The sequence below is a fragment of the Helicovermis profundi genome (genome assembly GCF_033097505.1).
In the GTDB taxonomy this organism is placed as follows: domain Bacteria; phylum Bacillota; class Clostridia; order Peptostreptococcales; family Acidaminobacteraceae; genus Helicovermis; species Helicovermis profundi.
Window position 1 is genome coordinate 2692491 of record NZ_AP028654.1, and the last position, 22559, is coordinate 2715049.

At 33.4% G+C, this 22559-nt stretch carries 13 protein-coding genes, 9 tRNA genes and 3 rRNA genes; 2 read left to right on the forward strand and 23 right to left on the reverse strand.

Annotated features, from left to right (window positions below):
* The first annotated feature begins 57 nt into the window (after nucleotides 1–57).
* Complete coding sequence (locus tag AACH12_RS12225) at nucleotides 58–1362, forward strand: IS110 family RNA-guided transposase (RefSeq protein ID WP_338535670.1); 1305 nt, start codon at nucleotides 58–60, stop codon at nucleotides 1360–1362.
* A 157-nt stretch (nucleotides 1363–1519) separates the two neighbouring features.
* Here AACH12_RS12225 and proB read toward each other — a convergent pair whose 3' ends face one another.
* From proB to pyrF, 22 genes are all read right to left on the reverse strand, one after another.
* Nucleotides 1520–2635, reverse strand: a complete 1116-nt coding sequence (gene proB, locus AACH12_RS12230) for a glutamate 5-kinase (RefSeq protein ID WP_338535671.1) — start codon at nucleotides 2633–2635, stop codon at nucleotides 1520–1522.
* 230 nt (nucleotides 2636–2865) lie between these two features.
* The gene (locus AACH12_RS12235) at nucleotides 2866–4590 is read right to left on the reverse strand and encodes a sigma 54-interacting transcriptional regulator (protein WP_338535672.1); all 1725 of its coding nucleotides are present in this window, start codon (nucleotides 4588–4590) and stop codon (nucleotides 2866–2868) included.
* Between the two features lie 70 nt (nucleotides 4591–4660).
* Nucleotides 4661–5950 (reverse strand): CdaR family protein, encoded by a 1290-nt coding sequence (locus tag AACH12_RS12240; RefSeq protein WP_338535673.1) that lies wholly within the window; start codon nucleotides 5948–5950, stop codon nucleotides 4661–4663.
* Nucleotides 5925–6764 (reverse strand): diadenylate cyclase CdaA, encoded by an 840-nt coding sequence (cdaA, locus tag AACH12_RS12245; protein ID WP_338535674.1) that lies wholly within the window; start codon nucleotides 6762–6764, stop codon nucleotides 5925–5927. The genes AACH12_RS12240 and cdaA overlap by 26 nt, the downstream gene beginning before the upstream one ends.
* A gap of 187 nt (nucleotides 6765–6951) precedes the next feature.
* Nucleotides 6952–7215 (reverse strand): chorismate mutase, encoded by a 264-nt coding sequence (locus AACH12_RS12250; RefSeq protein ID WP_338535675.1) that lies wholly within the window; start codon nucleotides 7213–7215, stop codon nucleotides 6952–6954.
* A gap of 1 nt (nucleotide 7216) precedes the next feature.
* Entirely contained in the window at nucleotides 7217–8317 is a 1101-nt protein-coding gene (aroC, locus tag AACH12_RS12255; RefSeq protein ID WP_338535676.1) for a chorismate synthase, read from the reverse strand.
* Nucleotides 8318–8371: 54 nt separating this feature from the next.
* Nucleotides 8372–9484 carry a 3-dehydroquinate synthase gene (aroB, locus tag AACH12_RS12260; protein ID WP_338535677.1) on the reverse strand — a complete coding sequence of 371 codons (1113 nt, stop codon included), beginning with the start codon at nucleotides 9482–9484 and terminating at the stop codon, nucleotides 8372–8374.
* A 240-nt stretch (nucleotides 9485–9724) separates the two neighbouring features.
* Nucleotides 9725–9800, reverse strand: a tRNA-Phe gene (locus AACH12_RS12265).
* 5 nt (nucleotides 9801–9805) lie between these two features.
* Nucleotides 9806–9894 (reverse strand) — tRNA-Ser (locus tag AACH12_RS12270).
* A gap of 8 nt (nucleotides 9895–9902) precedes the next feature.
* Nucleotides 9903–9979 (reverse strand) — tRNA-Arg (locus AACH12_RS12275).
* Between the two features lie 6 nt (nucleotides 9980–9985).
* Nucleotides 9986–10060 (reverse strand) — tRNA-Gly (locus AACH12_RS12280).
* A 31-nt stretch (nucleotides 10061–10091) separates the two neighbouring features.
* A tRNA-Leu gene (locus tag AACH12_RS12285) sits at nucleotides 10092–10175 on the reverse strand.
* Between the two features lie 18 nt (nucleotides 10176–10193).
* Nucleotides 10194–10269: transfer RNA gene (locus AACH12_RS12290), tRNA-Val, on the reverse strand.
* A gap of 38 nt (nucleotides 10270–10307) precedes the next feature.
* A tRNA-Glu gene (locus AACH12_RS12295) sits at nucleotides 10308–10382 on the reverse strand.
* Between the two features lie 15 nt (nucleotides 10383–10397).
* A tRNA-Asn gene (locus AACH12_RS12300) sits at nucleotides 10398–10472 on the reverse strand.
* 6 nt (nucleotides 10473–10478) lie between these two features.
* Nucleotides 10479–10595 (reverse strand): 5S ribosomal RNA (gene rrf, locus AACH12_RS12305).
* Between the two features lie 105 nt (nucleotides 10596–10700).
* Nucleotides 10701–13626 (reverse strand): 23S ribosomal RNA (locus AACH12_RS12310).
* A gap of 694 nt (nucleotides 13627–14320) precedes the next feature.
* Nucleotides 14321–14396, reverse strand: a tRNA-Ala gene (locus tag AACH12_RS12315).
* A gap of 214 nt (nucleotides 14397–14610) precedes the next feature.
* Nucleotides 14611–16144 (reverse strand): 16S ribosomal RNA (locus tag AACH12_RS12320).
* Together the 16S, 23S and 5S rRNA genes with 9 tRNA genes alongside form the textbook arrangement of a ribosomal RNA operon.
* Nucleotides 16145–16618: 474 nt before the next feature.
* Nucleotides 16619–17524, reverse strand: a complete 906-nt coding sequence (locus tag AACH12_RS12325; protein WP_338535678.1) for a dihydroorotate dehydrogenase — start codon at nucleotides 17522–17524, stop codon at nucleotides 16619–16621.
* Entirely contained in the window at nucleotides 17524–18342 is an 819-nt protein-coding gene (locus AACH12_RS12330) for an iron-sulfur cluster-binding protein (RefSeq protein WP_338535679.1), read from the reverse strand. The genes AACH12_RS12325 and AACH12_RS12330 overlap by 1 nt, the downstream gene beginning before the upstream one ends.
* A 142-nt stretch (nucleotides 18343–18484) precedes the next feature.
* Nucleotides 18485–19402, reverse strand: a complete 918-nt coding sequence (pyrF, locus tag AACH12_RS12335; RefSeq protein ID WP_338535680.1) for an orotidine-5'-phosphate decarboxylase — start codon at nucleotides 19400–19402, stop codon at nucleotides 18485–18487.
* A 349-nt stretch (nucleotides 19403–19751) separates the two neighbouring features.
* On the opposite strand from pyrF, the gene AACH12_RS12340 reads away from it, so the two are divergent.
* Nucleotides 19752–21056 (forward strand): IS110 family RNA-guided transposase, encoded by a 1305-nt coding sequence (locus tag AACH12_RS12340; RefSeq protein ID WP_338534762.1) that lies wholly within the window; start codon nucleotides 19752–19754, stop codon nucleotides 21054–21056.
* A 118-nt stretch (nucleotides 21057–21174) separates the two neighbouring features.
* Here the strand turns inward: AACH12_RS12340 and AACH12_RS12345 are convergent, their stop codons facing one another.
* Complete coding sequence (locus AACH12_RS12345) at nucleotides 21175–22416, reverse strand: dihydroorotase (RefSeq protein ID WP_338535681.1); 1242 nt, start codon at nucleotides 22414–22416, stop codon at nucleotides 21175–21177.
* Between the last annotated feature and the right edge of the window lie 143 nt (nucleotides 22417–22559).

Genomic DNA, 22559 nt, shown 5'->3' on the forward strand with positions numbered 1-22559 from the left:
GGTTAATTGACTCACTAATTATTGTTACTCTTTATTATTTTAAATGGGGGTTATTTTATGTCTAACTATTACCATTTGCCTGTTGTAGGCATTGATGTTGCTGCTAATTTTTCAGTAGTTACTGCTTTAAAACCTAATGGCGACGTATTCCGTAAGAACCTTAAAATTAGCCATACACTTGAGGGCTTCAATAAACTTCTTCCTTTTCTACAAAAAATTGAAGAAGAGTTTAACGATAGTCCCAAAGTATTTTGCGAATCCACGGGAATATATCATCTTACTCTTCTTCATTTTCTTGTTAAAAATCAGATTGATATACATGTAATAAATCCTCTGATAACTAATTCTAACAAGAATTCGAACATAAGAAAAGTAAAAACTGATAAATTAGATTCTCTTTCCATCGCAAAAATTTGTAAATTTGATAATGTAAAGACTTCAACATTCACTAGTGAGGAGTTTTTACACCTTAAACTCCTAGTTCGTGAGTATTACAAAGTTGTTGATTTAAAGGCAAATTTGAAAAAAACTTTCTCAAATAATATTTATATTAACTATCCAGGACTTCAAAATGCATTTGCTAATATAACAGGTAAGACACCTTTAATATTTATTAGAAAATATCCAACACCTAAACATCTTCTTAGCGCTGAGCCCAAAGTTGTTATTGAACTTCTAACAAAGTCATCAAGACGTGGTTCTAGTTGGGCTAATAATAAATATAACAAACTTATAAAAATCGCTAATAGTGCCAATATCATTGGTATTACTCCCTTGCTTTTTGAATCTAAAGTAATACGTTTTAGCGAAAGTTTTGATTTTTATACAAATCAACTTAGAAATATTGTAGATGAAATTCACCAATATATTGACAATGCATCTTTTGGAGAAGTATTTAAACAAAATATTAATCTTCTTAAAAGTTTCAAAGGTCTTGGTGATATAACCGCAATTACTTTGTTAGTTGAAATGGGTGATATTAATAATTTTTCTAAGCCTCAACAACTTGTAGCTTTTTTCGGTGTAGATCCTAGCGTTAATCAATCTGGCAATTTTAGCGGTGATCGCAATAAAATGTCCAAACGTGGTACTGCTATAGGTAGAAGAGCTTTGTACACAGTCGCTCTTGCTTCAATACGTACAAGTAAAAATAAAAAGCCAATAAATCTTGTTTTGTATGAATATTATCACATAGCCCTTGATAAGAAAAAGAAAAAAGTTAAACTTGTAGCTGTTATGAATAAACTACTTCGCTATATTTTTTCAATACTAAAAAATCAAAAACCATATGAAGTTAGAAATCCACTCATCCACAAAAGGATGTTTTTAGAATCTAAACTTCATAATCCTGTTGCTGCTTAATAAATATTTTTACAGTAAATAATATTGAATGTTCGTTTTTACTCGAGCATTATTTAGTATGCTCATTTTTAATAAGAACTTTTTTTATTAAATTACTTGACTATTACTAGCTGGTCTTTAAAATTTGAAATTAGTTTAATATACTATTTTTTTGACACTATATAATTACTAAATTATTAGCATGAATTACTTCTTCATAATCTGAATGTCCAATCAGTCTTTCTATTTGATTACTATTATGACCTTTAATAATATTTACTTCATATGATGAATAATTTATTATTCCATATCCAACTATATTATTACATTCATCTATTATTTTTACAGAATCACCTTTATCGAATTCACTTCTTACATCTTTTATTCCACTCGCTAACAAACTTTTTCTATTTTTTATAGCAATAGATGCTCCAGTATCTATAATAATTTCTCCACTTGATGTGTAACTTATCCAATTTTTCTTGTTACTTATTTTCTTGTCTCTACCTAAAAAAATTGTTCCGATATTTTTTCCATTCATGATATCTATAAGCACGTTTTCACTTGATCCATTTGCAATAATCATATCGGCACCATAGCTATTAACAATTTTACCAGCCTTTAATTTTGTATCCATACCTCCTGTTCCAAGATTAGTACCTTCTCCATTAGCCAATGCGAGTACTTTATCATTTATCTCTGGAACAACTTCAATTAATTTTGCATTTATATTTTTCCTTGGATTATCTGTATAAAGTCCATCAATATCAGAAAGGATTATAAGTAAATCTGCCTCAATTAGACTTGATACCATTGCAGAAAGCGAATCATTATCACCAACTTTAATTTCCTCTACAACTACAGCATCATTTTCATTTATAATAGGTATAATCTTATGTTGGAATAAACTTAAAAAAGTATTTTTTGCATTTAAAAATCTTTTTCTATTAGACATATCTTCACTATTTAATAAAATTTGTCCTATTGTTTTATTGTACTCCAGAAACAACTTTTGATAAATGTGAAGGAGTGCAACTTGACCAATTGCAGCAGATGCTTGCTTATCTGGAAGATTTTTAGGCTTCTCAGTGAATCCCATTTTTCCAAATCCTGCGGCAATTGCACCTGAAGAAACTAATGTAACTTCTATACCTCTGTTACTAATATCAGCAATATTTCTAACAAGTTGTTCAATTCTAGAATAATTAAGAAGTCCATTATCATAAGTTAATGTAGAAGTTCCGAGTTTTATAACTAATCGTTTTACTTTTTTTATATTTTCTTTTCTATTCATTTTTACCTCACAATAAAATCTGTTAATTTAACTGATTTTGCTATATAATTTAATATTTACACTAATATTTTTCTTAGTATTATCAAATATTATACCATATAAATTTATTCAATGTTTAATATATTTAAGATAAGTATTAAGAGATTCAATCTGATCCCTTTTGAATTTCCAAATTCTTTTTTTATTTTAAAAGTCTACTTTTTATTTTCTAAGATGGGTTTTTTAGTATATTATTTAATATCATATTTTTTAATTTTATAATATAAACTTCTTAGTGAAATATTTAATTTTCTTGCTGCAAGCTCTCTATTGTTTGAACAATCATTTAATATATGTCTAATATATTTTTTTTCAGCATAATCAACAACATCACTTAATTTTTCTCCATTTATTTTATCGATTAATACTTCAAAATTCTCTTCTACTATATCTGTCTTCATTGTTTCATTTTGCATAACTTTTGGCATATGCTCAATGTCAATTATTCTATTATTTGTTTTCATATTTATGATGGCTCTTCCTATAAAATTCTCTAATTCTCGTACGTTACCTCTCCATTCATTATCTAATATTGATTTTAGCGCTTTATCTGATATAGCATTAACATTTCTACCAAATTCTTGATTAAATTTATTTATTAAATGATATACAATTTCTTCGATATCTTCTTTATGATCCCTTAGTGGAGGTATAGTAATAGGAAAAACATTTAATCTATAGTATAAATCCATTCTAAATTTATTTTGTTTTATCGCATTTTCTAAATCAACATTTGTAGCAGATATTACACGAACATTAATTGGGATGGCAATATTGCCTCCAACTCTAATTAGTTCTTTTTCCTGCAAAACTCTTAATAACTTAGATTGCATTCTCATCGATACTTCTGCAATTTCATCTAAAAATATTGTACCACCATTAGCTCTTTCAAAGAGACCTATTTTACCACCTTTTATCGCACCAGTAAAGGCACCTTCTTCATATCCAAATAATTCACTTTCTAAAATACTTTCGCTTAGTGATGCACAGTTAACCCTAATAAATTGAGAATATTTCCTATTACTTGCATTATGTATTGCATGCGCAAACAACTCTTTTCCTGTTCCGCTCTCGCCTCTCAAAATAATTGTTGCAGGAGTTAATGCAGCCAATTTTGCTTTTTCTATTGCATTTACTATTGCTGGATGATTACCTTTTATATCTTCAAAGGTATATTTAGCTTCTAAATGCCTAATAATCTGTTTTGCTTGATCTAATTCTCCAAGCAATCTATTTGTTTCTGTCAAATCGCGAATAACGGCAACACTACCAATTAATTTATTATTTACTAAAATTGGTGCTGCTTCAACAACTACTTCTTTTTTATTTGGTCCAACTCTAAGTTTTACCCCATTAACGGCTTTCTTTGTCTTTAATACTTTTAAATGAACACTTTCTCCATCAGCCAAATCCGTTGCACAATCTTTTCCAATTACATCTTTACTTGTATATCCAGTTAGCCTTGTATATGCTGGATTAATTAATACGTTTATTCCATTTTCATCTACAACATTTATTGCATCTTGAGTAGCATTAAATATAGCTTCAAGTGTGCTTTGTATTTCTTTTAAATTAGTAATTTCTTCAGCTAATTTCTGTATTTCTGTTATTTCTCTAAATACAGCTATTGCACCAATGATTTCTCCATTTTCATCTTTTACTGGCATTCTATTTGTTATTATTGTATTACTTTTAAGAGGTTGTTTTCTATTTAATTCAGATTCTCCTGTTTTAAGTATTATCGGTAATCTGGTACTTTCAATAACCATTTTTATATTTTTGCCTATCGCATCAATAGAATCAATTTCAGTTAATTTTGCTGCTGCATTATTAAATAAAGTTACAATGCCCATTTTATCAACTGCAATCATTGCATCATGCGTCGAATTTAGAATTAATTCAATTTCTCTATTCATTTATTAACCCTCCATAAAGAATGTATAAAATGCTGCCTATAAATAGACAGCACACACTTTAAAATTGGAACTAATTACTAGTCGATGTAGAATCCGTTTTATTTTCATCTGTAACAATAATATTAATATTTGCTGGAAAAATCTCTATATTTTCTACATTAAAGGTATTATTAAGTTCTATTACTGCATCATTATTTCCAATCATAAAATTAGAGCCATCTATACTTAATCTTACATCATCAATCTTTATATTATTTAACACATTTTCTATATCGTATAATTTTATCTTAATAACATTAGGCAACTTAGCTATATTAGTTTGATATTTCGATTCTAAGTTATATATTGGTATTTGACTAATGCTATAACTAAATTCTTTAGATACTATTTTTTCAATATCTATTTTTATTTTTATATCTGATGATTGACTTTCATTCTCTACTCCGTTAGGTAAAACAAGTTTTTTTTCAATAATAAAACTATTGCTTACACCACTAATATCAATTGGTTCTGTGTAAACAGAATTAACGTATTCAAGCGTATTTTTTGCGCCTTTTATTGTAATATTTTCTGGAATCACATTTACACTTACCAATTTATATCCGTTTTTTACATTACCAATAACATTTGTAATCACAGGAATTTTTTTAGTTTTAAAGATATTTTGTTCAACATATACATAGTTCTTGCCAATTGTAATTCCATTAACGATATTTCCGTCGTTATCTATTGGTTTTACCGGTATTTGTTTGCTTATTGAATTCGTAGCATTATTAATATTTAGTTCTCCATAAAGTCTTGCAACTTTATTTACAATCGCTTCTGGTCCTCGTACGAGTATTTCCTCTGGTGAAATTTTCAAATCATCTTTTATATAATCATTTGGTATTTTCCCAGCTATTTTTACTACAACTTTTTTTGACAATTCAACAATTTTATCTAAATTTATTTTAATGTCACTTTTTGATAAATCTTCTATTAATACATTATGACTAATAATTTTCTTCTCTATAGGAACGCTAACTATTCCGCTATTATAACCTCTAAGATCTGCTGTTAAAGCTATATCGCTTTCATTAACATTTAGTATATCATTTCTTCTTCCTTTAATTTTAACATCAATAAAATAATCTTTATCACCTAATATTACCAGTCCGCTTTGATTAAGTTCATCCACATTGATTAATTGAACCTTTACATTTTCAATGACTTTTACAAGTTCAGGATTTACTTGATCAATAACATACATCCACAAAAATAATGCAAAAATCAACGAAAACAACTTCGGAGCAATATTTCTTCTGAATTTGGAATTTTTGAACTGACTATTTAAACTAGATAATTTTGTTTTTATGTTCATTATTAAATCTCCATCTACGTTTTATTAATACTTGATTATTGCTTGGTCTAAATGCTTCAACTAAAATATTTTCGAGTGTATTAGTATCAAGAAATCTATTTAGTTTTCCATCCATTGCAACTGAAATAGCACCCGTTTCTTCAGACACTATAATTACAACTGCATCAGATATTTCTGCAACTCCAAGTGCAGCTCTATGCCTTGTACCTAATTCTTTACTTATTTTTTGATTTTCTGTAAGAGGCAAAATGCAACCGGCTGCCATAATTTTGTTTTTTCTAACTACTAATGCACCATCATGAAGTGGCGTATTAGGTATAAATATATTTAACAGAAGCTCACTACTTACTAAACTATCAATTTTAATTCCAGTCGATATTATTTCATTTAAGCCAGTTTGTTTTTCCATAACTATAAGTGCACCTGTTCTGTCCCTCGATAAACTTGCAACTGACTTTGTTATTTCCTTAAAAGTTCTTTTTCTCTCTTCTTCAAAAACATCTGCAAGTGATTGCTCGAATAATTTAGAGCGTCCAATATATTCTAATGCTCGTCTAAGTTCAGGTTGAAAAACAATTAAAAGAGCAACCAATCCTAACGTCATAGTGTTTTTTAAAATAAATTGAACAACATAAAGCTGAGCCCATTCACTAAGTTTTTGAATTATAAGTAAAATTATCAATCCCTTTATTAATTGTTCAGCTCTGGTTTCTTTAATTAAAAACAATAATTTATTAAAAACATACGCAACAATTAATATATCAATAATATCTTGAATTCTAATATTCATAAATACATTTATAATTGATTCCATAGTATACACCCTTTAAAATTTTATCTGATGATTTAAAGCAGAAATTACTCAATATCTGACTTACTAGGAAATCAAAATAAACCTGCTAAGTCAATAGTACTACACCTAAAGCCAATAATTCATTTATATTACTCTATATTAGTATACTATAAATACTAAATAATTTTTATCTATTTATCATTTTTATTTACATATTTTTTTGATATTCCTTTGAAATACTTAGTATACTTTTAAATAATTCTTTAATATAGTTTTTTTTATTAAGATCTTTTAGAAAAATACAAGTATTATTAATAATTTCTTTTTCCCTTTTTTCGTCATATAAACTAATTTCATTATCTTTTTTACTATGAGCAATTTCTAAAGCCAAATCTAATCTTTTTTCTATCAATTCAACTATTTGTTTATCGCATTTATCAATTTCTTCTCTTAAAATATCTATTTTTTCCATATTACCACCAATTAATCCCATCATACTCATTTTCAATTAAATCAAGAACTGCAATTGCCATTATCGCCTCCACAACAGGAAGTGCTCTTTTAACAATACAAGGGTCATGTCTACCTTCTATTGTTAATTTCTTATCTTTTTTTTCTTTAATATCTACTGTATCTTGCTCTATAAAAATTGAAGGTGTTGGCTTAAAAACTACACTAAAGTCAAGTGGCATTCCCGTAGTAATCCCACCAATAATTCCTCCATTGTTATTCGTTTTTGTTTTAATTTGATTGTTTTTAATATAATACTGATCATTTGCATCACTTCCAAGCATCGAAGCAAAATCAAATCCTTTCCCAAATTCAATTCCCTTTACAGCTGGAATCGAAAAAGCTAAATTTGATATTTTTCCTTCTACTGAATCAAAATATGGGCTACCAAGTCCTGGTGGTACATTAAAAGCAACACATTGAACTCTTCCTCCAACAGAATTACCAGCTTCACTAGCTTTAATTATTGCTTTTTTCATATCTTCCATTATCTCTTTCTCAAATACTGGAAATTCATTATCTGAAATTTTTTTAAAAATTTCAGAATTCAACATTTTCCCTTTTACATTTTCTGATTTCACATTAGAGATTTGAGTTATTACAGAAAAAATATCAATATTAAGTTTTTTTAAAGCCAATTTCGCAATTGCTCCCGCAAACACAATTGGTGCAGTTATTCTCCCTGAAAAATGTCCTCCACCTCTATAATCATTAAATCCTTTATATTTTACAAATCCCGAATAATCAGCATGACCCGGTCTCATAAAATCTTTAGTTTTTTCATAATCTTTTGAGTGTTGACTTGTATTTTCAATTATAACTGTTAATGGTGTTCCAGTACTTTTTCCATTGAAAACTCCAGATATAATATTTGGAATATCATCTTCTTTTCGTTTTGTTGAAAATTTATCTTTACCAGGCTTTCTTCTATTTAATTCTGATTTTATAAAATTCATATCAATTTCTACTCCAGATGGAAAACCATCTATTGTAATACCTATTGCTTTACCATGTGATTCTCCAAATAAACTTAACTTTATTTTGCTACTCCATATTCCACTCATCATACACCACCCAAGTTTTGTATTATAATAACAATCTCTATATTCTGAAATACTCTAATTTTCGCTGTACTTATCGATTAGATAGTTATCAAATTTTTCTAAAAATTCGTCTAAACTCATTTTAAATATAATAGCTTTCCTAGCATTATTAATTACAATAATATTAACACTCTCATTAAAAAATTTTTTATCATTTCTCACTACATTATTAAAAAATTTTCTATCTAATCTCACAGTTTTACTAAATCCAAATTTATCTAAAACACTCCTTATTTCACCACTATAATCAATTTTAACAAGACCTTTTTTATACGCAAATTCACTTATTATAAACATACCTTCAGCAATTGCTTGACCATGAGTAATAACACCATACCCATATTGTTTTTCAATGACATGTCCTATAGTATGTCCGAAATTAAGTATCATCCTTTCACCTTTATCATACATATCATTTTCTACAAAATATTTTTTTATTAATAAAGATTTCTCTATTATTTCACTATATTTTTTTGAAATTTCTTTCACATTTTCTAAATTCATAAGCAATTTTCCAAGACTATCATCATATATATAACTATATTTAATAATTTCTCCTAACCCATCTTTTATTTGTTCAATACTAAGAGTCTTTAAAAATTCTGTATCAACAATAACTAATTTTGGATTATAGAAGGCTCCTACTAAGTTTTTACCTTCTTCAATATTTACTGCTACTTTACCACCTACACTACTATCAACTTGAGATAAAAGTGTCGTAGGGATTTGAATAAAATTAATACCTCGTAAAAAACTTGAAGCCACAAATCCTACAATATCACCAACTACTCCACCCCCAAGTGCAATAATTGTATCATCCCTTCTTATATTATACTTAGCAAGTTTAGAATATAAAAATTCACAAGTAGTCAAGTTTTTACTTGTTTCTCCATTTTTCATTACTATCTTTTTTACTAAATAATTATTTTTTGTTAAATGATTTTCTATTTTACTATAGTATAACGATTCAACAATATCATCAGTTATTATAACTATTTTTTTGCTCTTTGTGACCTTCTTAATATATAAAATACTTTTTTCGAATATATTATTTCCTAAAATAATATTATAATCATCATTTGTATTAATGTTTATAATTTTTATTTTATTTTTTTCATTATTCACCATAGAAATTGCCACCTTTTTCAACTTATTTTATATGTGTTTCAAACAGAATAACAGTTTTATAGGTTTTTATCAATACTTTTATTTTATATGCTATTTATATTCAACTATTTTTAGTATTTGAAAAAAAATCTAGGTTCTCAAATTTAGTAAATCGCTTAATTTAAATTCATATACCCAATCAATTTATATATATTTGGATATAACAAAAAGTCTGTTTACATTATGTAAACAGACTTTTTTTGGTGCCCAGAGGCGGAATCGAACCACCGACACGGGGATTTTCAGTCCCCTGCTCTACCGACTGAGCTATCTGGGCAAAACTGGCGGAGAGGGAGGGATTCGAACCCTCGTGGGCTTGCACCCTAACGGTTTTCAAGACCGCCCCGTTATGACCACTTCGGTACCTCTCCAAAAAAAATGGTGCAACCGCGGGGATTCGAACCCAGGACCTACGCCTTAGAAGGGCGTTGCTCTATCCAGCTGAGCTACGGATGCACATTTTGGAGCAGAAGACGAGATTTGAACTCGCGACCCTCGCCTTGGCAAGGCGATGCTCTACCACTGAGCCACTTCTGCACATTATTAAATTTATACTAATTAAAACTAATGGTGCGGGTGGAGGGACTTGAACCCCCACGTACAAGACACTAGATCCTAAGTCTAGCGCGTCTGCCAATTCCGCCACACCCGCATGTGGATATAAAATTAATGGTGGGAGTAACAGGGCTCGAACCTGTGACCCCCTGCTTGTAAGGCAGATGCTCTCCCAGCTGAGCTATACTCCCACATTTGTTTCATTTTGCTAGGATGTTTCTTATATAAATGGTGACTCCTAGGGGAATTGAACCCCTGTTACCGCCGTGAAAGGGCGGTGTCTTAACCGCTTGACCAAGGAGCCCTAAGATTAATGAGTTGGCTCCAAGGGTGGGGCTCGAACCCACAGCCTATCGGTTAACAGCCGATTGCTCCACCATTGAGCTACCTTGGAACAAATAACTAGCAACGACCTACTCTCCCAGGGGACTGCTCCCCAAGTACCATCGGCGCTAAGAAGCTTAACTTCTGTGTTCGGTATGGGTACAGGTGTAGCCTTCTTGCCATCATCACTAGATTCATTTGCTACAATTTACTTCATTCATTGAATTACTCGTAAATTCTATCAAATATTTTTGGAATTGTTCTTCCAAAACTGCATATGGATTAAACGTTTTTTCTTGTGGTCAAGACCTCGACCTATTAGTATCTATCAGCTTCATACATTGCTGCACTTTCACCCTAGACCTATCAACCAGATTTTCTACCTGGGGTCTTACTCACTTGAAGTGATGGGAAATCTTATCTTAAGAGGGGCTTCGCGCTTAGATGCCTTCAGCGCTTATCCTTTCCATACTTAGCTACTCAGCTATGCTCTTGGCAGAACAACTGATACACCATTGGTATGTCCATCCCGGTCCTCTCGTACTAAGGACAGATTCTCTCAAATTTCCTGCGCCCACAGCGGATAGGGACCGAACTGTCTCACGACGTTCTGAACCCAGCTCGCGTGCCTCTTTAATGGGCGAACAGCCCAACCCTTGGGACCTAATTCAGCCCCAGGATGAGACGAGCCGACATCGAGGTGCCAAACCTCCCCGTCGATGTGGACTCTTGGGGGAGATAAGCCTGTTATCCCCGGGGTAGCTTTTATCCGTTGAGCGACGGCCCTTCCATTCGGTACCGCCGGATCACTAAGTCCTACTTTCGTACTTGCTCGACCTGTATGTCTCGCAATCAAGCTCCCTTCTGCCTTTGCACTCTTTGAATGATTTCCAACCATTCTGAGGGAACCTTTGAGCGCCTCCGTTACTCTTTGGGAGGCGACCGCCCCAGTCAAACTGCCCGCCTGACATTGTCCCTGTACCGGATCACGGTACCAGGTTAGAACGCTGATATACAAAGGGTGGTATCCCAAAGGCGACTCCTCACAAACTGGCGTTCATGTATCACAGTCTCCCACCTATTCTGTACATTATATATCAAAGTCCAGCGCCAAGCTGCAGTAAAGCTCCACGGGGTCTTTCCGTCCTGCTGCGGGTAACCGGCATCTTTACCGGTACTACAATTTCACCGAGTCTATTGTTGAGACAGCGCCCAAATCGTTACGCCTTTCGTGCGGGTCGGAACTTACCCGACAAGGAATTTCGCTACCTTAGGACCGTTATAGTTACGGCCGCCGTTTACTGGGGCTTCGATTCAATGCCTCGCTTACGCTAACATCTCCTCATAACCTTCCAGCACCGGGCAGGCGTCAGCCCCTATACTTCATCTTTCGATTTAGCAGAGACCTGTGTTTTTGGTAAACAGTCGCTTGGGCCTATTCTCTGCGGCCGACCTTAGCTCTGAACCTAGATCGGCACCCCTTCTCCCGAAGTTACGGGGTCATTTTGCCGAGTTCCTTAACAATAGTTATCTCGCTCACCTTAGTATTCTCTACCTACCTACCTGTGTCGGTTTACGGTACAGGCACCTTTTATCTAAATAGCGGCTTTTCTTGACAGTGTGAAATCAGTTACTTCGTTACTTGTTTTTCACTCCCCATCACACATCATATGAACAATACGCCGGATTTACCTAACATATCTAACTCTGTGCTTGGACGTACTCTTCCATTCGTACGCTTAACCTATCCTTCTGTGTCACCACTTCTTTCATACAATAAACGGTGGTACAGGAATCTTTACCTGTTGTCCATCGACTACGACTTTCGTCCTCGCCTTAGGTCCTGACTTACCCTGAGCGGACGAACCTTCCTCAGGAACCCTTAGGTTTTCGGTGGGCAGGATTCTCACCTGCCTCTCGCTACTCATGCCAACATTCTCTCTTCTGCAAAGTCCACAGCTCCTTACGGTACTGCTTCGCTCCATGCAGAATGCTCCCCTACCCATATACGATAGTATATGCCAAAGCTTCGGTAGTAGATTTTAGCCCCGGTAATTTTCGGCGCACAATCACTCGACTAGTGAGCTATTACGCACTCTTTAAATGAGTGGCTGCTTCTAAGCCAACATCCTAGTTGTCTAAGCAACTGCACATCCTTTCCCACTTAATCTACATTTTGGGACCTTAGCTGTTGGTCTGGGCTGTTTCCCTTTCGACCACGAATCTTATCATACGTAGTCTGACTCCTAAATTAAAGATTCCGGCATTCGGAGTTTGATAGGCTTCGGTAGTCGGTGAAAACCCCTAGGCCATTCAGTGCTCTACCTCCGGATCTCATCATTTAAGGCTAGCCCTAAAGCTATTTCGGGGAGAACCAGCTATCTCCGAGTTCGATTGGAATTTCTCCGCTATCCACAAGTCATCCCAACCTTTTTCAACAGATATGGGTTCGGGCCTCCACAAAATTTTACTTTTGCTTCACCCTGCTCATGGATAGGTCACCCGGTTTCGGGTCTACGACATGCAACTAAGACGCCCTCTTAAGACTCGCTTTCGCTTCGGCTCCTTGTCTTAAACAATTAACCTCGCTACATATCGTAACTCGTTGGCCCGTTCTACAAAAAGTACCCGGTTGTTCTCATATGGAACTTCCGGTGCTTGTAAACATAGGGTTTCAGGTTCTTTTCACTCCCCTCCCGGGGTTCTTTTCACCTTTCCCTCACGGTACTATTCTCTATCGGTCACTAGGTAGTATTTAGCCTTGGGAGATGGTCCTCCCTGTTTCCCACAAAGTTTCACGTGCTCCGTGGTACTCTGGATTAGAGTCGCGGGTCTTCATCTTTCGCCTACTGGACTTTCACCATCTTCGGTTCGCATTCCCATACGATTCGGCTAGATTACCTCCATCACTTTATTCTCTATCCTCAACCCCGACTTCCGTAGATGTCGGTTTGGGCTCTTCCCCGTTCGCTCGCCGCTACTTAGGGAATCGATTTTTCTTTCTCTTCCTTCAGGTACTTAGATGTTTCAGTTCCCTGAGTTTCCTTCTCATAACCTATTTATTCAGTTATGGATGACTAGTTATTACACTAGCCGGGTTTCCCCATTCGGACATTTCCGGATCTACACTCGCTTGCAGCTCCCCGAAACTTTTCGCAGCTTACCACGTCCTTCATCGGCTCCTAGTGCCAAGGCATCCGCCCTATGCTCTTATTCTCTTGACCTTTTTTTTATTACAATTTACTTCGTATTTCTTCGTCATCTTCTTTACTCGGCACACTCACGTATAAAATACGCTTCATTCGCCTCATTCATAGATTCCTTGAACTACTCGTAAATTCTAATAAAAACCTTTTTTCATTATAATTTCCTTCGCTCTACTTCGCCAACTTCTTCACTCGGCACACTCACGTATAAAATACGCTTCGTTCGCCTCGCTCATCGACGCCTTGTATTGCTCGTAAATTTTAATGAAAACTTTTTGTTTAACTGATTTATTTGCATAAATTTCGTTAAACGATGAGTGTTACTACTTTATTAGTAATAACTTTATTTAAACAGCTTTCGCTTTTTAAACTTGTTTCATTTGTTTCTTTTGTCTTCTCGTTTTTTATCCATATGCAGTTTTCAAAGAACAATATGCGCGAACTTTTAGCAGATGCCAAATTTTAAGTTATTAAGCATTTACAAATTTATTTGTATAATGCGTATAATTTAAAATTTGATTTCGTGCGTTAGCGCGAAGAGCTAAACGTTAGTTTAGCGAATGCATCATACAACAGTTTTTAAGTTGTATTAACGAATGCATCATACAACTACTTATTAAAGTTGTATTTAGCAAATGCATCATTATATTTTCCACCATGATATTATAACATTGTTGTAATATCATGATTTTTCGTTATAACTTTGCATCTATGGTGGAGACGAGGAGACTTGAACTCCTGACCCCCTGCGTGCAAGGCAGGTGCTCTCCCAACTGAGCTACGCCCCCATAATTTGTGATAATTTGTTTGACATTTCTGCGTCACTTACTTCACTCGGCACACTCACGTATAAAATACGCTTCACTCGCCTCGCTCATTAGTTCCTTGCTCTGCTCGTAAATTTTCACAAATTCACTCACATGGCATTTCACAAATCATCTTTTTAGTTTGAAAGTATTAAACTTTCAAAACTGAACAGCAATAAACCTTTAGTCTCCTTAGAAAGGAGGTGATCCAGCCGCACCTTCCGATACGGCTACCTTGTTACGACTTCACCCTAGTCATTGATTTCACCTTCGACAGCTTCCTCCACTTACGTGGTTAGATCACCGGCTTCGGGTGCCCCCAACTTCCATGGTGTGACGGGCGGTGTGTACAAGACCCGGGAACGCATTCACCGCGACATTCTGATTCACGATTACTAGCAACTCCAACTTCATGTAGGCGAGTTGCAGCCTACAATCCGAACTGAGATCGGCTTTTTAGGATTCGCTCCAGATCACTCCTTAGCTGCCCGTTGTACCGACCATTGTAGCACGTGTGTAGCCCAAATCATAAGGGGCATGATGATTTGACGTCATCCCCACCTTCCTCCGGTTTGTCACCGGCAGTCTCTCTAGAGTGCCCAGCCTTACCTGATGGCAACTAAAAATAGGGGTTGCGCTCGTTGCGGGACTTAACCCAACATCTCACGACACGAGCTGACGACAACCATGCACCACCTGTCTTATATGTCTCCGAAGAGAAATACTCGATTAAGAATAGGTCATATAGATGTCAAGATTTGGTAAGGTTCTTCGCGTTGCTTCGAATTAAACCACATGCTCCGCTGCTTGTGCGGGTCCCCGTCAATTCCTTTGAGTTTCATACTTGCGTACGTACTCCCCAGGCGGAATACTTAATGCGTTAGCTCCGGCACCGAGATTCGACTCCCGACACCTAGTATTCATCGTTTACGGCGTGGACTACCAGGGTATCTAATCCTGTTTGCTCCCCACGCTTTCGTGCCTCAGTGTCAGTTACAGTCCAGAAAGTCGCCTTCGCCACTGGTGTTCCTCCTAATATCTACGCATTTCACCGCTACACTAGGAATTCCACTTTCCTCTCCTGCACTCAAGTCTAACAGTTTCAAAAGCTTACATCGGTTGAGCCGTTGCCTTTCACTTCTGACTTGTTAAACCACCTACGCACCCTTTACGCCCAATGATTCCGGATAACGCTTGCACCCTACGTATTACCGCGGCTGCTGGCACGTAGTTAGCCGGTGCTTATTCCTAAGGTACCGTCTTTTATCTTCCCTTAGAAAAGAGTTTTACAACCCGAAAGCCTTCATCACTCACGCGGCGTTGCTGCATCAGGCTTGCGCCCATTGTGCAATATTCCCCACTGCTGCCTCCCGTAGGAGTCTGGACCGTGTCTCAGTTCCAGTGTGGCCGATCACCCTCTCAGGTCGGCTACTGATCGTCGCCTTGGTAAACCGTTACTCTACCAACTAGCTAATCAGACGCGGGTCCATCCTATACCGCCGGAGCTTTTACCACTGAATCACTCAATTCTGTGGTCTTATAAGGTATTAATCACCGTTTCCAGTGGCTATCCCTTTGTATAGGGTAGGTTACCCACGCGTTACTCACCCGTCCGCCGCTTTCCATCAACTCATTCACCCGAAGGTTCATTCATTAACTTCACGCTCGACTTGCATGTGTTAGGCACGCCGCCAGCGTTCATCCTGAGCCAGGATCAAACTCTTAAAAAAATTTGCTGGCGTTTTTATACTTGTTTCTTCAAGTTCGTTTTTTATACTTGCTCGCAAGTTTGTTTCCTTCATCATTTTGACTAGGTTCCGCTTGTTTAATACAACTTACTTCGTATTTTTATTTTCTCTCCCTCACTCAACTCAGTCATGTATTAAATACATTCCTTCATTTCGCTCGTCGATAAATTAAAACTACTTGTTAATTCTATCAAACCTTACGTTTTTACTGTTCAGTTTTCAAAGTTCAATTTTTCTCTCACAACGACTGTTGCGACTCATTTATAATAGCATTTCATTTTTACTTTGTCAAGCATTTTATGCTATTTTTTTCAAAACTTTTTTTAAATTGAAGAAGTAATTATTTCTTCACAAAAGATAAAAATAAATGAACCGTCTATGTGACAGCTCATTTATAATACCACCTGATTTTATTCATGTCAACAGTAAATTTAATAAAAAAATATTCTGAACTTTCTAATAATGAGCCTTGCCCCATATACTATTTAATGAAGTCAAATTATTTTCCTGCAAATATTTTTTTAAATTTTCTAGAATTTCTTTTGTTATATATGGATTTGTGAAGTTTGCAGTACCAATTGCAACAGCTTTTGCTCCTGCTAAAATAAATTCAATTACATCTTTTTCACTACTAATCCCACCCATACCGAGTATAGGTATTTTTATCATTTTATAAGTATCATATATCATTTTAACAGCTACTGGTTTAACAGCCGGACCAGATAATCCTCCTGAAATATTACCTAAAAGAGGTTTCATTGTTTTTATATCAATCTTCATACCCGAGATAGTGTTTATCATAGATATACAATCAGCACCCGCTATTTCTGCTGCTAATGCTATTTCCGTTATATTTTTTACATTCGGACTAAGTTTAACAATAAGATGTTTTTTCGTTTTATTTCTCACCTTTCTAACCACTTCACTAACCATTAAAGGATCTGTTCCAAAAGCCATTCCACCACACTTTACATTCGGACATGAAATATTTAATTCAATTGAGTCAACTTCAGTATTTGATATGATCTCTGTAATTTCTTCATACTCTTCAATAGTATTTCCATTGATATTTGCTATGATTTTCGTATCATATTCTTTAAGAAAAGGTAATTCCTCTTCAATAAATTTATACACACCAGGATTCTGAAGACCCACGCAATTAAGCATCCCCATAGGAGTTTCCGCTACCCTAGGTGCATCATTTCCAATACGCGGCTTTAAAGTAAGTCCCTTAACAGAAATAGCTCCCAAATCATTCAAATCTATAAATTCAGAATATTCCCTAGCAAATCCAAAGGTTCCAGAAGCAACAGTTATTGGATTTTTTAATTTTAATCCATTTAAATCTACTGATAAATCCATTATATAAACACCTCCTCGCCTTTAAATACCGGTCCATCTTTACATACACATACAGACGTTTCTTCTGTTATTTTTTTAGTACAGCAAAGACAAGCGCCTACTCCACATGCCATTCTTTCTTCAAGTGATGCATAAAACTCAATATTTCCATCTATTTCTTTTGCTATATTATAAACTGATCTCATCATTATTTCTGGACCACAGGTATAAATAACTTCAATGTTTTTATCTTCTATAAACTTCTTTAATTCATAAGTCGGATATTCTCCGTAAAGCAATGAAACATTGCCATTATATTTTTTTTCTTTATCAGATTTCTTCTCTACATAAACATCTACGCTTTTCGAGAAATTGCTAAATTCTTCAATTTGGTATGCGTTTTCTAAAAAGCCAAGTTTAGAGAAAATCTCACACGACTTATCAATATCAATTCCAAGTTGTACAAGTGGCGCATTACCAACCCCACCACCTATTAACAATATTTTTTTATTTTTATAAAGGTTACTAAAGCCATTGCCTAGTGGTCCCATAATATCTAAAAATTCTCCAACTTTCTTAGATAAAAAAGATTTTGTTCCATCTCCTTCAAGTTTAATTATAAAATTTATCTTTTCTTCATCAAATTTATTAACGCTTATAGGCCTTCTCAAAATCATCGAATCATTTGCTGGCTTTATATTGAAAAATTGACCTACTTTTATATTAAAAAATTCATTTTTAACACAAATTTCAAGTATATCTTTTTCTATTAAGTTAATAGTTAGTATTTCACAATTTTCTATTTTCATAGCTTGTTTAAAAAATAATGCAAATGACATATTCATTTTCAAAAAACTTGTAAATAAATTCCACGCTTCAAAAGAAGAATTTATTTCACTGAAATTTTGTCATAATACACAGTATTTTTTAAATCTTTCACCGCCTTTATTTATTTTTTTTAATAAATCATATCTAAAAATATTACCATCTATATTTGTTTACATTTTTCAAATTTAAATTTATATCTTCATTCATTTCTTTAACAGCAATTCTTGCTGATTCACCAATATTTTTACCAATCCTATTAAAAGCATAGATAATCCCTCTCGATGAATTTACAAGAGCACCTAATCCGTCTTTATTAAATCCACTTACAACATCACTACCTTTCCCCCCTTGTGCTCCATATCCCGGCACAAGCAGATAACTCCTTGGAATCAATTTTCTTATCTGCGAAAGTTCACTACTATAAGTCGCTCCAGTTACAGCACCAATTGAATGATAATTATTTTTGCCTAGTGTATCATCTGCAAAAGAATTTATACTCGCACATACATACTCATAAATTTTTTTATTATTAGAAATTCTATCTTGTATTTCACCAGATGATTTATTTGATGTTTTAACTAATAAGAATATCATTCCCCCATCTTCTTTAATATCTTCTATAAATTCTTTCACCGTATCACTACCTAAATACGGGTTAATTGTCACAGCATCAGTCTTAAAATCATTAACTTGTTTGCCACTAAAAAGAACTTTTCCAAGATGAGCATTAGAATACGCCTTTGAAGTAGACCCAATATCACTTCTTTTAACATCACTAATAACAATGAGACCTTTTTCTTTTGCATATTTAATAGTATCCCTAAAAGCAATCATTCCTTCTATCCCGTACATTTCATAGTAAGCAACTTGCGGTTTTACAGCAGGAACTAAATCATAAACAGAATCAATTATTTTTTTATTAAATTCAAATAAAATATTTGATAATGAAGCCCCCTCTCTAATTTTCTTACTAATAAAATTTTCAGGCATCAATTCAATTCTAGGATCTAATCCAACTACAATATGACTCTTCTTTAAATCAACTTTCTCAATCAACTTATCAATAATCATTTTTATCTCCTTGTATAATTAGGTTAGAAATATTGCTTAAGTTTCTTGCGAATATTCTTACCTAATTCATTTATATTGTTTGTGATTAAAAATAAGTTCAACCACTTAACATACTGTAATTTTTCTATTATAGTTATCTCATAAAGAGTATATGCGTCTTCTCCTTGAATGACTCATTTCTTGAGTTTATATTCGTAACAAAGCTTGCATTATTGTGAGATTCTTTGATTTAGCTGGTTGAATTTCTCTTTGATCATAAATATTATTAGAGAATTATTCGTGTCACTTACAAGGTTAATTGACTCACTAATTATTGTTACTCTTTATTATTTTAAATGGGGGTTATTTTATGTCTAACTATTACCATTTGCCTGTTGTAGGCATTGATGTTGCTGCTAATTTTTCAGTAGTTACTGCTTTAAAACCTAATGGCGACGTATTCCGTAAGAACCTTAAAATTAGCCATACACTTGGGGGCTTCAATAAACTTCTTCTTTTTCTACAAAAAATTGAAGAAGAGTTTAACGATAGTCCCAAAGTATTTTGCGAATCCACGGGAATATATCATCTTACTCTTCTTCATTTTCTTGTTAAAAATCAGATTGATATACATGTAATAAATCCTCTGATAACTAATTCTAACAAGAATTCGAACATAAGAAAAGTAAAAACTGATAAATTAGATTCTCTTTCCATCGCAAAAATTTGTAAATTTGATAATGTAAAGACTTCAACATTCACTAGTGAGGAGTTTTTACACCTTAAACTCCTAGTTCGTGAGTATTACAAAGTTGTTGATTTAAAGGCAAATTTGAAAAAAACTTTCTCAAATAATATTTATATTAACTATCCAGGACTTCAAAATGCATTTGCTAATATAACAGGTAAGACACCTTTAATATTTATTAGAAAATATCCAACACCTAAACATCTTCTTAACGCTGAGCCCAAAGTTGTTATTGAACTTCTAACAAAGTCATCAAGACGTGGTTCTAGTTGGGCTAATAATAAATATAACAAACTTATAAAAATCGCTAATAGTGCCAATATCATTGGTATTACTCCCTTGCTTTTTGAATCTAAAGTAATACGTTTTAGCGAAAGTTTTGATTTTTATACAAATCAACTTAGAAATATTGTAGATGAAATTCACCAATATATTGACAATGCCTCTTTTGGAGAAGTATTTAAACAAAATATTAATCTTCTTAAAAGTTTCAAAGGTCTTGGTGATATAACTGCAATTACTTTGTTAGTTGAAATGGGTGATATTAATAATTTTTCTAAGCCTCAACAACTTGTAGCTTTTTTCGGTGTAGATCCTAGCGTTAATCAATCTGGCAATTTTAGCGGTGATCGCAATAAAATGTCCAAACGTGGTACTGCTATAGGTAGAAGAGCTTTGTACACAGTCGCTCTTGCTTCAATACGTACAAGTAAAAATAAAAAGCCAATAAATCTTGTTTTGTATGAATATTATCACATAGCCCTTGATAAGAAAAAGAAAAAAGTTAAACTTGTAGCTGTTATGAATAAACTACTTCGCTATATTTTTTCAATACTAAAAAATCAAAAACCATATGAAGTTAGAAATCCACTCGTCCACAAAAGGATGTTTTTAGAATCTAAACTTCATAATCCTGTTGCTGCTTAATAAATATTTTTACAGTAAATAATATTGAATGTTCATTTTTACTCGAGCATTATTTAGTATGCTCATTTTTAATAAGAACTTTTTTTATTAAATTACTTGACTATTACTAGCTGGTCTTTTATATAGAATAAACAACATTTCCATCAACAATCACAAGCTTTGTCTCACCAAACAGTTTTTTACCATTAAATGGTGTGTTTTTTCCTTTCGATACAAATTCATTTGAATCGACTATCCATTCTTTACTTAAATCAAATACTGAAATATTTGCCTTTTTACCAACTTTAATTTCACCTAAATCCAGATTCAAAAGCAAAGAAGGATTTTTAGAATATAATTCAATTAATCTATAAATCGATATTTTTCCCCTCAAAACCAAATCAGTATATCCAATAAAAAAAGAAGTTTCTATTCCTGATATACCGAAACTAGAACTCCTATAATCATTTTTTTTAGAATCCATCTCGTGTGGAGCATGATCAGATGCAATTATATCAATAGTTCCGTCAATAATCGCTTCAATAATAAAATCAACATCTTTCTTTTCTCTAATAGGCGGATTAACCTTATATAGGGAGTTAAATTCTTTTATTTGACCCACATCTAAAGAAAAATGATGTGGTGTTACATCACATGTTACTTTCTGCTTATCAAATTTCGCTCTTCTTATTTCAACAACTGATTCTTTAGAACTCATATGTGTCAAATGAAGTTTTCCACCAATTCCTTTGTTTGCTTCTATATCCCTCTTTACAATGCTACTTTCAATAATAGATGGTGTCGGATTATCAAGGTAATTTACCGATTCATCATGATCCTCACAATGCGACATAATAACAACATCATTTTTACTTGAAAATTCTAAAGCTTTTTTGAAAATATTAATATCTCTAGTTGTATATCCATCATCCGTAAAAAGCTTTGCTCCTTCATTAAATAGATTCAAATATTCAACACATTTTTCACCTTTTAAATCTACTGATATGCCACAAGATTGAAAAATATTTAGTTTACTTTTTTTCTTAATCAACGAGTTTGCTAATCTAAAAGATTCAACGTCGCATATTGTAGGTTTAGTATTTGGCATAGCAACTAAAGTTGTAAAACCACCTTTTAAAGCAGCCGACGTCGCTGTTTTAATTGTTTCTTTTTCTGAAAAACCTGGTTCTCTCAGATGAACATGAATATCTATTAATCCTGGGGTTACAACAAATTCTTTCAAATCGTAAACAATATATCCATCTAAAGATTTAATATTTTCACCTAACTCTTTAATAAATCCATTTTCAATTAAAATATCCATTTTCCCAGAGTTAAGAAAACTTGAATTTATTACATTGCAATTTCTAAGTAAAATCATTTTCAACCTCCATTTTATAACAAAAAAACTTCGCATAAATGCGAAGTAATAGTATAAATTAATATAAATATTCATTATTTATAGTATTCCTTCGCGGCATCTCGTACCAACTTAAAGGATTATATTTATTTTTTCAACAATAA